Below are 11991 nucleotides of genomic sequence, written 5' to 3' on the forward strand. Positions count from 1 at the left end.
TAAGCACTCCGGGAGTGTCGCTGTCCTTCATGACAACGCAGTGACAGGCCCGTGACAGTAGCCGGACACGGTTGACCGAGGTCAATGAGTCGACCGCCTCACCCCGCGAAACGGCTGCCGCGTTCGTTATGACACATTCCTGTAACAGAATTCCTTTTTCCTTGGGAAGCTTCAGTAAATGCACCTTCGAAACCGGGAAAGCCCATGACACGCAGAACCCGACTGGCCCTGCCAATCCTCATCGCCCTGGGCGCCAGCGCGGCGCCGCCACTCCCGGCCCAGGGGGACCTTGAGCGGATCGAGGGCGAAGGCCTCGCCCGCAGCGAGGAGCGCCGCGAAAGCCAGGCGACCGTCGATGCGCTGAACGCGGAGAACCGCGGGCTCCTCGAGGACTACCGGGGGGAGCTGCGCATCGTTCGCGGTCTCGAGGATTACGTGGCCATGCTCGACCGGCAACTGTCTGCCCAGGACGAGGAAATCACGGCCCTCGAGCAGTCCATCGGCGACGTGGCGGTGATCGAGCGGCAGATCCTGCCGCTCCTCGCCAGGATGCTCGACAGCCTGGAGAGCTTCATCCGTCTCGATGTGCCCTTCCTGCTCCCGGAGCGGAAAGCCCGTGTGGGTCGCCTGCGCGCCATGCTCGCGCGCTCGGACGTGACCACGGCGGAGAAGGCGCGGCGGGTTTTCGAGGCCTACCAGGTCGAGAGCGACTTCGGCCGCACCATCGAGGCCTACAAGGCGAAGATCGATGCCGGTAACGGCACCGTCGACGCCGACATGCTGCGCATCGGCCGCGTCGGCCTCTACTACCGCACCATCGGTGACGGCCGCCTCGGCTACTGGAACCACGCACAGGGGCAGTGGGTGTCTCTGCCGACCTCGCCCTACCGGCGCCTCGTGGACCAGGGGCTCCGCGTCGCGCGGCAGGAGATCGCCCCGGAACTGGTGAGCATTCCCCTGGTACCGAATGAGGTCGAGCGCCCATGAATACCCTGAAGCCCCTGCTGGCGGCCCTGCTGCTGCCGGCCCTGGTCCTGGCTGGCGCGGCCCGCGCCGCAGACGCCCCGGACGAAGGTCCACTCACACTGGAGTCACTTCTTGAGGCCGTCCGCGAGGGCCGCGTCGGCGACCGCGCCGAGGATCGGGAGCGGATCGCGCACTTCCGCGCCGAACAGGCCGAGCGCGAGCGTCTCCTCGCCGAGGTCCGGAGCCGCCGCGCAGAGCTCGAGGCCCGCAGCACCGCGATGGAAACGCGCTACGAGGAGAACGACCAGGCCATCGGCGAACTCGAGGAGCGCCTGCGCGAGCGCATGGGGTCACTGAAGGAACTGTTCGGCGTTCTCCAGCAGGTGGCCTCGGACGCCCAGGGCCAGTTTCACGTGTCCCTGAGCCGTCTCGAGCACCCGGATCGCGGCGACTTCCTGGTCGATTTCGCCGGACGCATGGGCCAGGCCAACCGCCTGCCGGCCATCGCCGAGATCGAGCGTCTCTGGTTCGAGCTGCAGCGGGAGATGACCGCGTCAGGGCAGGTCGTCACCAGGGCGCACCCGGTGGTCACGGCCGAGGGCGCCGAGCGCACGCTCCCGGTCACCCGAATCGGCCTCTTCAACGCAGTCGCCGAAGGCAACTACCTGCAGTTCATCCCGGAGACGGGCCGCCTCGTGGCGTTCTCCCGGCAGCCGGCGGGGCGCTACACCGCCGGCCTGGAGGCTCTGGAGGGGGACGGCGAAAAGCCTGTCGCCGTCGCGGTCGATCCGACCCGGGGTCAGCTCCTCGCCATCCTCACGCAGGCGCCGGACCTCGTCGAGCGTATCGCGCAGGGGGGCTACATCGGTTACACGATCATCGCCCTCGGCTGTGCCGGGGTACTGCTCGCCCTGGCCCGCCTGCTCCTGCTCTGGAATGAGACCCGGGTGGTGCGCCGCCAGCTGCGCGATACCGCCCTGCCACGGCCCGACAACCCCGTTGGCCGCATTATCCTCGCCGCACGCGAGGAAGACGCGCCGGACGTCGAGACGCTTGAACTCCGTCTCGGCGAGGCGGTGCTGGCGGAAGTGCCGCGGCTTAACCGCTTCCTGCCGCTGCTCAAGATCATCGCGGCCGTGGCGCCGCTCATGGGCCTCCTCGGCACCGTCACCGGCATGATCGTCACCTTCCAGGCGATCACGCTGTTCGGCGCCGGCGACCCCCGGCTCATGGCCGGCGGCATTTCCCAGGCACTCATCACCACGGTCCTCGGCCTGTGTGTCGCCATCCCCATGCTGCTGTTGCACAACCTGGTACAGGGTCGCGCCCGCGGTCTCACGGAACTGCTCAAGCAGCGCGCCGTCGCCCTGGTCGCAGCCCGGGCCGAAGCCCGCCGGGAGGCACCGCCGGCATGAGCCTGCTCCTCGAGCGCTGGCTGCCCTGGCTCGGCGACCTGCTCGAGCTCGGGGGCCCCGTGCTGGGGCTGATCCTCCTGATGGCCTTTGCCATGTGGATTCTTCTGTTCGAGCGCCTCTACTACCTCTTCGCCGAGTTTCCCCGGGAGCTGGCCCTGGCCGAGCGTCACTGGCGCAGCCGCCGGGAACGCAAGAGCTGGTTCGCCGAGCAGGATCGCAAGGCCATTACCGGCTACCTGGGCTCGCGCCTCGCCAGGAACTTTTCGCTGATTGCCACGCTGATCAAGGTCTGCCCCCTGCTCGGCCTCCTCGGTACGGTGATCGGCATGCTGGAAGTATTCGACGCGCTCGCCGCTACCGGGTCCAACAATCCGCGCTCCATGGCAGCGGGCGTCTCCAAGGCCACCGTATCGACCCTCGCGGGAATGGTCGTAGCCATCGTCGGCCTCCTCGCGCACAGCCTTTCCGAGCGCCGCGCCGCTGCGGTGCGCCAGGGCCTCGAGGGCCGATTCACCCAGTTCGAGGACCGCGACCATGCGTGACTATTTCTCGGCCATCACCGACGACAGTGACGAGAGCGGCGTTGATATCACGCCGATGCTGGATGTGGTCTTCATCATGCTCATCTTCTTCATTGTCACCGCCACTTTCATCAAGGAGGCGGGGATCGACGTCGACAAGCCGGAAGCCGCGACAGCCGTCGTCCAGGAAAAGGCGAGTATCCTCGTCGCCATCGACGCGTCGGACCAGGTCTGGATCAACCGCCGCCCTGTCGACCTGCGCTCGGTCCGCTCGATCATCGAGCGCCTGCACGCGGAGAATCCAAAGGGCACCGTGGTGATCCAGGCGGACCGGGAGTCGCGCAACGACACGCTGGTGCGGGTCATGGACGCATCGCGCCGGGCAGGCGTCTACAACATTGCACTCGCCGCCGATGCAGGCTGAGCAGGTCAGCGCCCCCTCGGTGAAGCGGCGGGGCCCGTTGCGATCGCTGCTGCCCCTGCTCGCCCTGCTCCTCGCCGGCGGCGTCGCGCTGCTGCTGGCCTGGTTCATGTATTTCCTCACCCACTCGAGCGAACTGCGGCTTAACCAGTCCGACCGCGTGCAGATGCTGGATTTCGTGCGCCTGAAGCGAAACGAGAGTACGGCGCGGAAAGACCGGCGCCCGGAGCGGCCGGAGCCGCAGGAAGCGCCGGAGGTGCCCCCGATGGATGCAAGCAGCAGCGCCGGCGGCGAGGTCCTCGCGGTCAGCGCCCCGAGCGCGCCGGTCGGCGGCCTCGCTATCGGCCGCGGCGGGCTGGGCCTCGGCGGCGACGGCGAATACCTGCCGATCGTGAAGGTCGCCCCCGTGTACCCGCGACGGGCACTAGAGCGTGGCATTACCGGGCAGTGCCTGGTCAGCTATACGGTTACCACCAGCGGCACCGTGCGCGATGTCTCGGTCATCGAGGAGTACTGCGACGACCCGTTGTTCCGGCGACCCTCCATCGAGGCGGCGCTGCGCTTCAAGTACAAGCCCCGGGTGATCGACGGCACGCCGGTGGAAGTCACGGATGTCTACAACATGTTCCACTACGAGAAACAGCCCGGAGCGACGGGAGGCGGACGATGAAACGGTGGCTGGCTACCCTGGGACTCCTGCTGGGGCTTGCCGGCCCAGCCCTCGCTGCCGGCGAGGCCGTGGTCGGCATGAGCGAGAAGGTCTTCGAGGCGCTGAACGAGGCGCAGGCCGCCCTCGATGCCGAGGACAACGCGGCGGCCCGGGCGATCCTCGAGGCCCTGCTGGAGCGGCGGAAGCTGTCTGCCTACGAGCGTGCACACACGCTGAACCTGCTCGGCTACTGCCGCTACGAGGCAGACGACCTCCCCGGCGCACGGGCAACCTATGAGCGCGCCCTCGCCCTGCCGGGCCTGCCCGAGTCCATGCAGGCGATGCTGCTGGTCACCCTCGGCCAGGTGAGCCTGGTGCAGGAAGACAACGAGGGCGCCGAGGGTTACCTTCGCCGCCTGCTGGCCCTGCCGGAGCAGGACCTGCCCCGGCACCGGGTGCTCTTCGCCGCAGCCCTCATCGGCCAGGCCCGTTTCGCCGATGCCCTCGAGCCGCTTCAGAGCGCCATTGCCGAGGCTGGCGCGGACGGTTCCGCGCCGCCGGAACAGTGGCTGTCCATGCTGGCTTCCGTTCACTACGAGCGCGAGGACTATCCCGCCATGCGCGACACCATGGCGCGCCTGGCAACGCTTTACCCGCGGGAGCAGTATCTCCTCAACCTCGCCGCGCTCCACGGCCAGCTCGGCGACAGCGGCCGGCAGCTGGCGCTGGTGGAAGCGCTGCGCGACGACGGCCGCCTGTCCCAGGAGACCCGCCTGGTCATGCTGGCCAACCTGTTTCTCGCCGAGGGCCTGCCCTGGGAAGCGGCACGCCTGCTCGAAACAGCCATCGACGACGGCCGCGTCGAGGCCGACCGGCGCAACCTGGAAACGCTCTCCCAGGCCTGGTACCTCGCCGCGGAAACGGAGCGCGCCATCGAACCCCTGGCCGCGGCCGCGGCGCTGGCCGAGGACGGCGAGCTCTACCTGCGCCTGGCGCGGCTGCACATGGACGCGAACGCCTGGGCCGCCGCCGAGGAGGCAGCCGGCCTCGCCATTGAGCGCGGCGGACTTCGCGAGGAGGGCCAGGCGTGGCTCGTGCGCGGCATGGCTGCCGCGCGGCGCGAGCAGTTCCGCAGCGCCCGCGACTACTTCACCGAGGCCGCGCGGCACGCGGACGCCGCGCGCTACGCGGCCCAGTGGCTGGCGTGGATCGACAGCGAGGCGGAGGCCGCCCGGCAGCGGGAGCAACTCGGCAGCTGAGTCCCGGGCCGCATTGCCGCCAGCGCCCGGACCCACCGATAATGGGGCCATGTTCGACGTCCTGACCCGCCAGCTCTTCGCCACGCCGCCGCGCGAGACCCTCTACCACTACACCTCTCTCACCGGCGTCCTCGGCATCGTCGCCAGCGCCGAGCTACGCGCCAGCGACATCCGCTACATGAACGACTCGACGGAGCTGCGCCACACCCTCGACCTGCTCGGCCGGCAGGTCACCCGGCGCATCCTCGCTGGCGTCGACAACCCCGCCCTGCTCAACGCCTTCCTGGAGTGGCTCTCGCACCGGGTGGTCAGCGGCCCGATGCTGTTCGGCGCCTCCTTCCGCGCCAACGGCAACCTGCTCAGCCAGTGGCGCGGCTACAGCGTCCACGGCAAGGGGGTCAGCCTGGGCATGGCCCCGGCACACATCCTCGCCTGCGCCGAGGCCCGGGACTTCCAGGTGGGGCGCTGTATCTACGCGCCGAGCGAGCAGGAGCGGCTCATCGGGCACATCATCGACGCGGTGGAGCAGCTGGGCGCCGCCTTCGAGCTAGCGGGCGAGGAGCGCAGCGAGAACCCCTGGCTGCCACTGTTCCAGCGCATCGAGGGGGATCTCCTGCGCATCGCCGCGGTGCTCAAGCACCCGGCTTTCGAGGAAGAGCAGGAATGGCGCATCGTGTCACCGGTGATCACTGACGTGGCGTCGGGCCCGGTCGCCTTCCGTGAGGGAAGTTCCATGCTCATCCCCTACTACCCCTTCGACCTGAGCGACGAGGGCGGCAGGCTGCCGCTGGAGCACTGCTACCTCGGCCCCACCGGCAACATCGACCTCTCCATGAATTCCCTGCGCCTGTACCTCGACAGCCAGGACGCCCGCCCGCGGCGCGGCATCACCTACTGCGACATCCCCTACCGCAAGCGGTAGCTGCTAGCCCCGCCGCGACCAGGGGAAGAGCACCGGCGTTCGCTCCAGGTAACGCCGATAGGCCGGGTCGTCCCCCCAGCGCTCCCGGCCGCGACGCTCGAGCAGTGGTACGCCGCTGACCTGGGTCAACAGCAGGTAGACGAACAGCGGCGAAACCAGCGTGACCAGCTGCCAGCCGGAAAGGAGCGGCGCGGCGGCGACGGCGACGCCGAGCCAGAGGAGGATCTCGCCGGCATAGTTCGGGTGGCGGGAAAAACGCCATAGCCCTTGGTCGATGAAGCGCCCGGGGCCGGCCCGGCGGCGGAAGGCGCGCTTCTGTGCATCGGCGACGGCCTCCAGGGAGAACCCGGCCAGCCACAGCGCGGCCCCGAGCAGGCCGAGGGGGCCGAGGCTACCGGGCGCCGCACTGCCGAGCGCCGCCCAGGCGGCACCGGCCGTCACCAGGACCCAGAGGCCCTGCAGCGTCCAGGTAAAGAAGAAGCGCGGACCGTTGTGCTTGATGCGGTCGAAACGCCCGTCGCCGCCGTCCTGGCGCACGCGCCGGAACAGGAACGCGCCAAGGCGCAGGGCCCAGAGCAGCACCATACCCGCGAGCAGGAGGCGCGCCGGGCCGCCGGGCCCCGCGACGTAGGCCGCGATGGTGAGCAGGACATAGGTGCCGCTCCCGGTCAGGTCGTAAAAGTGCTCCGTCCGCGCCAGGAAGGACGGCAGGAACACCAGCCACTGGACCGCGAATGCGGCGCCCGCGCAGAGCGCGAACACCGGCAGGCCGAAGGCGCTTGCCCCCTGCCAGGAACCGGCGGCCGCGAGCGCGCCGGCGAGGGCGAGCACGAGGACCAGGGCAGCGGCGAGGCGCATCATGCCTGCGGCGTGACCAGGAACTTCTGGCCGGTCGCCTGGCGCCCGTAGACCGACAGCGCCTCCAGGGTGAGCGCCTCCGCCAGGGACACCCGCGCCGTGTAGTGACTGGCGAAGGTGCTGGTCAGCTCATCGGCGACGCGGCGCTGCATGCGCTGCATGCGCTCGCCCCCGGCACGCTGCAGGAAGTTCGGCAACAGCCAGCCGCCCACCGCCCAGCTGAAGCCGAAATTGCGGTTGATGGTCGTCGGCGCGTAATCGAGCGCACCGTAGATGTACACCTGCTTGAAGACATCGGAACCGTAGCGGCTGTAGGCGTCCATCTGTTCCACGGCGACGGCTTCCATGCAGCCGAGAATCGTGCCCGCGAGACGGCCGCCGCCGATGGCGTCGAAGGCCAGGGTGGCACCGGTTTCCCGCAGCGCGGCGGTGAGGTCGTCGCTGAAGCTGTCAGCCGAGGAATTGACTACGTAGCTGGCGCCGAGGTCGCGCAGCAACGCCTCCTGCTCGGCCTTGCGCACGATGTTCACCAGTGGCACGCCGTCGGCGATGCAGATGCGGTTGAGCATCTGGCCGAGGTTCGAGGCCGCCGCCGTATGCACCAGCGCCCTGTGCCCTTCCATGGTCATGGTCTCCACCATACCCAGGGCCGTCATCGGATTGACGAAACAGGACGCGCCCTGCTCTGCCGTCGTGCCCTCGTGCAGGGGCAGGCACTGTGACGCCTTCACACAGCGGTACTGGCTGTAGAGCTCACCGCCGAAAACACCGACCGTACGGCCGGCCAGCGCCTGCGCCGCCGGGTCGTCACCGGCGGCGACCACGGTGCCGGCCCCCTCGTTGCCCACGGGCAGCGCCTGGCCAACGCGGCCGGCCATCATGCGCATGGCACTGTCAGGGACGTCGGCCTCGATCACCGGCCGCTCCGCGGTCCCCGTGGCGCGGGCCGTGGTCATGTCGGCGGTACCGAAGAGCAGGCCCAGGTCCGACGGGTTGATCGGGGCCGCCTCCACACGTACCAGCACCTCGTCCGCGCCGGGGGTGGGTACCGGCACCTCGGCCAGGCGCACTTCGAGGACCTGGTCCTCGCGCAACAGGGACTGGATCTGCAGGGCCGTCTCACTCATGGTCTCGTCTCTCGGGGTGGGAAGTCGCCGGACTGTAGCGGACTTGGCCGCATCCGTGAAGCCGCCCTGCGCGCCGGGCGCGGCATCGTTATACTCCGCCCGAGGATTTCATGGAGCACACCGGATGCTGCCCCGCCAGCTACTGGCCGCCGACAACGATCCCCTCGCCGACGCCGGCGCCCTCGCTCGGCATATCGAGCGGGCACTCGCCGTGCGCCCCGCCGGCGGCTGGGAACTTGAACTCGCCTATCGCCTGGTGCAGCAGTGGTTCAGCCCGATCGTCGTCGGCGCCGAGCGGCTGCCGGACGAGCCCTGCCTCTTCGTCGGCAACCACGGCCTCTTCGCCGTCGACGGCCTCGTCGTGCTGCCGCTCATGCTCCACGATTACGGCCGCTTCCTGCGCCCCATGGGTGACAAGTTCCTGTTCACGGATCCACGCCTGGCCGACTTCCTGGTCAGCCGCGGCGCGACCATGGGACACCCGGCCGTCTGCGGCGCGCTCATGGAGGCGCGGCAGGACATTCTCGTCTTCCCGGGCGGCGCGCACGAGGCGGTGAAGTGCAAGGCCGAGAAATACAGGCTGCAGTGGAAGGACCGGCTCGGCTTTGTGCGCCTGGCGGCGCGCCACGGCTATCGCATCGTGCCCTTCGGCCTGGTCGGCCCCGACGACTTCTACGAGCACCTGGTGGAGGGCGAGGACCTTGCCGACAGCCTTCCGGCGCGCTGGCTCAAGGCGCGGGGGCTGCTGCCCGGGGATCTGCGCAGCGATCTCGTGCCCCCGCTTGCGCGGGGCAGCCTCGGCACCCTGCTCCCGCGGCCCGAGCGCTGCTACCTCGGCTTCGCCGAAGCGCTCGACCTCTCGTCGCTCAAGGGCAAGCGGGTCGGCCGGCAGCGCCTTACCGCACTGCGCGACGAGGTTGCCGCAGGTATCGAGGTCCAGCTCGAGGGCCTGCTGGCGGCCCGGGCGCAGGACCGGGGCCAGGAAGGCCTCCTGCGGCGGCTCCTCAGCCTGTAGCGCTCTGCCGCTTACTCCGCGAGCGCCCGCGCCAGCCGGTCCGGGTGCCGCCAGTAACCGCCGAGCACACGCCAGCCGTAGAGGATGGCATTGGCGATGAGCGTCGCGACGAAACCCCACCAGCTGACCAGCGGGCCCACCATGAGCCCGAGAATCAGCCAGAGCTGCATGAGCAGCATGGCGACGTGCACGGCGATGGAGGTTCCCATCATCCAGCGCGTGTCACCGGCACCGCGCAGCGTGCCGCCGCAGACCAGGATCACCGCGTCAGCCATGACGTAGCAGGCCATGCCCACCATCATCGGCTGGCCGATGGCCAGGATCGGGGCGAAATCCGCCCCGGGGGTGGCGAAGACCTCCAGCAGCGGCACGCGGAACAGCAGGAAACAGAGCGCCAGCACGCCCGAATAGCCGAGGCCGATGAGCAGTCCGGCGCTGATCACCTGCGTTGCCCGGGACAGGTCCCCGGCGCCCACGTAGCGGCCGATGAGGCTCATGACCGCGATGTTCAGCCCCATGAGCGGGACAAAGGACAACATGTCCCAGTTGAACACGATGGCCATGGCCGCACCCTCGGCCACACCGTAGGACTGGTAGAGCAGAAGGAAGAGATTGAAGGTGCCGACACCGATGAATACCTCCAGGCCGGAGGGAAACCCCAGGCGCAGGAAGCGGCGGAGAATGCCCCCGTCGAAGCGGAACGACTCACGCACCCTGAACTGTGCGGCGTGCACGGGATTGAAATAGAACAGCGCATAGAGCCCGATAGTAAACGCGGCGGCGATCACCGTACCCAGCGCGGCACCGGCGATGCCGAGGGCCGGCAGCCCCAGCTTGCCGAAGATGAGCAGGTAGGACAGCGGGATATTCAGGCACACGCCCGTTACATCGCAGATCATCACCACCCGTGTGCGCCCGATGCCGGAAAAGTAGGAAGCCAGCGCATTCTTGAGCAGGAACAGGAAGGCACCGGCGAGCAGGGTCAGGAAATAGGTCCGCTCCAGCGCCGCCAGGGCCGGCTCGTGCCCCATCCACAGGAACAGGTCATCCAGCAGCAACGCCGCGAGCAGGATCAGGGGCTGGCAGGCCAGAGCGATCAGGGCGCCCTGGGTCACCACCCGGGGGCAGCGTTCGAGGCGCCGCTGCCCGTAATACTGGGCGACGATGGCGTTGCCATAGGACAGGATCCCGTTGAAGAAACAGACGGTAAGGAAGAAGCTCACACCCCCGCCCAGGGAGGCGGCGACGTGGGTGGCATCGATGCGCGACAGGAAGAAGCGATCCGCGAACATCATCAGGGCAAAGGCTCCCTGGGACACGACCATCGGCAGTGCCAGGCGGAACAGTTCCCTGAGGGTGGCAAACGAGAACACGGGGCTCTCCCGGGGTCATGGGGCCGCGTATTCTACGCCGCTTTGGTGCCGGCGCCACGGGGGCGCCGGCAGAAAGCTCACTGGCGGGGGACGCCGAGCGTCTCGAGGCGGGCGATCATGTCCTCGGCGGAGGTACTCGGCCGCACGGAGCGATCGATGTAGGCGATCCTGCCCTCCCGGTCGATGTAGAAGGTATGGCGCTTCGCAAAGCCCATGGTGTAGACGCCATAGGCGCGGGCCACCTCCCCCTCCGGGTCCGACAGGAGCGGAAAGTCCGCTTTTGTTTCCTCGGCGAAGGCCGCGTTCTTGTCGACCGGATCGGTGCTCGCCATGAAATAGCTGACGTCGAAGCGGCGCAGTTCCTCGCCGCTGCGCGCCAGCGACTTGCATTCCACGGTGCAGCCGGAGGTGAAAGCACGCGGAAACCAGGCCAGCACGACCGGCTGTTCACCGCGGAAATCTGCCAGGCGGTAGGTGTTGCCGTCCGATGCCTGGAGTTCGAAGTCCGGGGCCGGGTCGCCCACGGCGAGTTCTGCGCTCGCGGCGGCGGGCCTGAGCAGGGCCAGGACGAGCAGGCAGGCGATGGCGGGCAGGCTTCGTTGGGTCATGGGCAGTTCCTCGCTGGGATGGTCGATAAGCTACGCGCCGTGCAACATTCGGATCACAGGCCGGTCGCGGTGCTTTACCCGTCCTGCCTTTCGTTATAGCCTCCGGTGACGGTTGGCGGGTTCACCGCCCCGGCGAGGCGCAGTGTACTGACCCGTGCCCGCGAACAACAACACCAGCGACAGGTTGTCGACTGGGCGAGTGAAAATGCATATTCAAGTCGATTCAAGCAAGGGGATAGCGAGATGAACGCGAAAACCGTACTGGGCGCACTGCTGGTTTCCACCCTGGTTCTGGCCGGGTGCAGCAAGGAAGACGTCGATGGCGCGACCGACAGCGTCAAGGAAACCGCGGACAAGGTCGGCGATTCGACCAAGAGCGCCATGGACAAGGCCGGCGACATGGCCAAGGAGGCCGGTGACAAGACCAAGGAAGCCATGAGCGCCGCGGGCGAGAAGACCAGGGAAGCCATGGACAAGGCCGAAGCCATGGCCGACGACGTGATGGACGGTGCCGGGGAAGGTGCCGAGGAAGCCGGCGACGCCATGGAAGAGATGGCCGAGGACGCCAAGGCCGGCGCTGAAGAGGCCGCCGACGAGGCGGAAGACGCCATGGACGACGCCGAAGCGGCCATGGACGACGCCATGAACGGCTGATACCCGTCGCAGCGAGCCGCCGCCGGGCCCCCGCCCCGCGGCGGTTTTTTTTGTGTGCTCCCACGATGCCGGCGCGGGCGCGGGATACGGCTCACCGCCCGGCCATCCGCCAGACGGGCCCCGGCTCCTCCCGTTGATCCGTGTCAATTCAAGTTACCAATTGCATGTGTTAACTTAAATTGACAGCTGAAGGGAGGTACGGG

Annotated in this window: 13 protein-coding genes; 9 read left to right on the forward strand and 4 right to left on the reverse strand. The window is 68.6% G+C overall.

Going from position 1 to position 11991, the window contains the following annotated elements:
* Positions 1 to 204 precede the first annotated feature (204 nt).
* The 7 genes from ACX93N_RS12695 to ACX93N_RS12725 are packed head-to-tail and all read left to right on the forward strand — an operon-like array spanning position 205 to position 6153.
* Complete coding sequence (locus ACX93N_RS12695; RefSeq protein ID WP_459428800.1) at positions 205 to 987, forward strand: DUF3450 domain-containing protein; 783 nt, start codon at positions 205 to 207, stop codon at positions 985 to 987.
* A complete protein-coding gene (locus ACX93N_RS12700; protein ID WP_459428801.1) occupies positions 984 to 2381 on the forward strand; it encodes a MotA/TolQ/ExbB proton channel family protein in 1398 nt (465 codons plus the stop codon). The genes ACX93N_RS12695 and ACX93N_RS12700 overlap by 4 nt, the downstream gene beginning before the upstream one ends.
* Complete coding sequence (locus ACX93N_RS12705; protein ID WP_459428802.1) at positions 2378 to 2923, forward strand: MotA/TolQ/ExbB proton channel family protein; 546 nt, start codon at positions 2378 to 2380, stop codon at positions 2921 to 2923. The genes ACX93N_RS12700 and ACX93N_RS12705 overlap by 4 nt, the downstream gene beginning before the upstream one ends.
* A complete protein-coding gene (locus tag ACX93N_RS12710; protein WP_459428803.1) occupies positions 2916 to 3326 on the forward strand; it encodes an ExbD/TolR family protein in 411 nt (136 codons plus the stop codon). The genes ACX93N_RS12705 and ACX93N_RS12710 overlap by 8 nt, the downstream gene beginning before the upstream one ends.
* Before the next feature lie 37 nt (positions 3327 to 3363).
* Positions 3364 to 3993, forward strand: a complete 630-nt coding sequence (locus ACX93N_RS12715; RefSeq protein WP_459428804.1) for an energy transducer TonB — start codon at positions 3364 to 3366, stop codon at positions 3991 to 3993.
* Positions 3990 to 5231, forward strand: coding sequence for a hypothetical protein (locus ACX93N_RS12720; protein ID WP_459428805.1), 1242 nt, complete (start codon positions 3990 to 3992; stop codon positions 5229 to 5231). The genes ACX93N_RS12715 and ACX93N_RS12720 overlap by 4 nt, the downstream gene beginning before the upstream one ends.
* A 49-nt stretch (positions 5232 to 5280) precedes the next feature.
* Positions 5281 to 6153, forward strand: a complete 873-nt coding sequence (locus tag ACX93N_RS12725; RefSeq protein WP_459428806.1) for a DUF2971 domain-containing protein — start codon at positions 5281 to 5283, stop codon at positions 6151 to 6153.
* Between the two features lie 3 nt (positions 6154 to 6156).
* On the opposite strand, the gene ACX93N_RS12730 is transcribed toward ACX93N_RS12725, so the two are convergent.
* Together ACX93N_RS12730 and ACX93N_RS12735 are read right to left on the reverse strand one after the other, a co-directional pair.
* A complete protein-coding gene (locus ACX93N_RS12730) occupies positions 6157 to 7014 on the reverse strand; it encodes a DUF1295 domain-containing protein (RefSeq protein WP_459428807.1) in 858 nt (285 codons plus the stop codon).
* Positions 7011 to 8138 carry a zinc-binding dehydrogenase gene (locus ACX93N_RS12735; RefSeq protein ID WP_459428808.1) on the reverse strand — a complete coding sequence of 376 codons (1128 nt, stop codon included), beginning with the start codon at positions 8136 to 8138 and terminating at the stop codon, positions 7011 to 7013. The genes ACX93N_RS12730 and ACX93N_RS12735 overlap by 4 nt, the downstream gene beginning before the upstream one ends.
* Positions 8139 to 8262: 124 nt before the next feature.
* Between ACX93N_RS12735 and ACX93N_RS12740 the strand changes: the two genes are divergently transcribed.
* On the forward strand, positions 8263 to 9153 hold the full coding sequence (locus tag ACX93N_RS12740; protein WP_459428809.1) for a lysophospholipid acyltransferase family protein: 891 nt from the start codon (positions 8263 to 8265) through the stop codon (positions 9151 to 9153).
* Positions 9154 to 9164: 11 nt separating this feature from the next.
* On the opposite strand, the gene ACX93N_RS12745 is transcribed toward ACX93N_RS12740, so the two are convergent.
* Positions 9165 to 10526 carry an MATE family efflux transporter gene (locus ACX93N_RS12745; protein WP_459428810.1) on the reverse strand — a complete coding sequence of 454 codons (1362 nt, stop codon included), beginning with the start codon at positions 10524 to 10526 and terminating at the stop codon, positions 9165 to 9167.
* A gap of 77 nt (positions 10527 to 10603) precedes the next feature.
* Positions 10604 to 11134 (reverse strand): peroxiredoxin, encoded by a 531-nt coding sequence (locus ACX93N_RS12750; RefSeq protein WP_459428811.1) that lies wholly within the window; start codon positions 11132 to 11134, stop codon positions 10604 to 10606.
* A 243-nt stretch (positions 11135 to 11377) separates the two neighbouring features.
* Between ACX93N_RS12750 and ACX93N_RS12755 the strand changes: the two genes are divergently transcribed.
* A complete protein-coding gene (locus ACX93N_RS12755; RefSeq protein ID WP_459428812.1) occupies positions 11378 to 11788 on the forward strand; it encodes a hypothetical protein in 411 nt (136 codons plus the stop codon).
* Positions 11789 to 11991 lie beyond the last annotated feature (203 nt).

The sequence above is a fragment of the Pseudohaliea sp. genome, assembly GCF_054552115.1.

Coding starts and splice junctions, on each gene's coding strand:
- ACX93N_RS12695 (WP_459428800.1), top strand. CDS start 205: ATGACACGCAGAACCCGACTGGCCCTGCCAATCCTCATCGCCCTGGGC.
- ACX93N_RS12700 (WP_459428801.1), top strand. CDS start 984: ATGAATACCCTGAAGCCCCTGCTGGCGGCCCTGCTGCTGCCGGCCCTG.
- ACX93N_RS12705 (WP_459428802.1), top strand. CDS start 2,378: ATGAGCCTGCTCCTCGAGCGCTGGCTGCCCTGGCTCGGCGACCTGCTC.
- ACX93N_RS12710 (WP_459428803.1), top strand. CDS start 2,916: ATGCGTGACTATTTCTCGGCCATCACCGACGACAGTGACGAGAGCGGC.
- ACX93N_RS12720 (WP_459428805.1), top strand. CDS start 3,990: ATGAAACGGTGGCTGGCTACCCTGGGACTCCTGCTGGGGCTTGCCGGC.
- ACX93N_RS12725 (WP_459428806.1), top strand. CDS start 5,281: ATGTTCGACGTCCTGACCCGCCAGCTCTTCGCCACGCCGCCGCGCGAG.
- ACX93N_RS12730 (WP_459428807.1), bottom strand. CDS start 7,014: ATGATGCGCCTCGCCGCTGCCCTGGTCCTCGTGCTCGCCCTCGCCGGC.
- ACX93N_RS12735 (WP_459428808.1), bottom strand. CDS start 8,138: ATGAGTGAGACGGCCCTGCAGATCCAGTCCCTGTTGCGCGAGGACCAG.
- ACX93N_RS12740 (WP_459428809.1), top strand. CDS start 8,263: ATGCTGCCCCGCCAGCTACTGGCCGCCGACAACGATCCCCTCGCCGAC.
- ACX93N_RS12750 (WP_459428811.1), bottom strand. CDS start 11,134: ATGACCCAACGAAGCCTGCCCGCCATCGCCTGCCTGCTCGTCCTGGCC.
- ACX93N_RS12755 (WP_459428812.1), top strand. CDS start 11,378: ATGAACGCGAAAACCGTACTGGGCGCACTGCTGGTTTCCACCCTGGTT.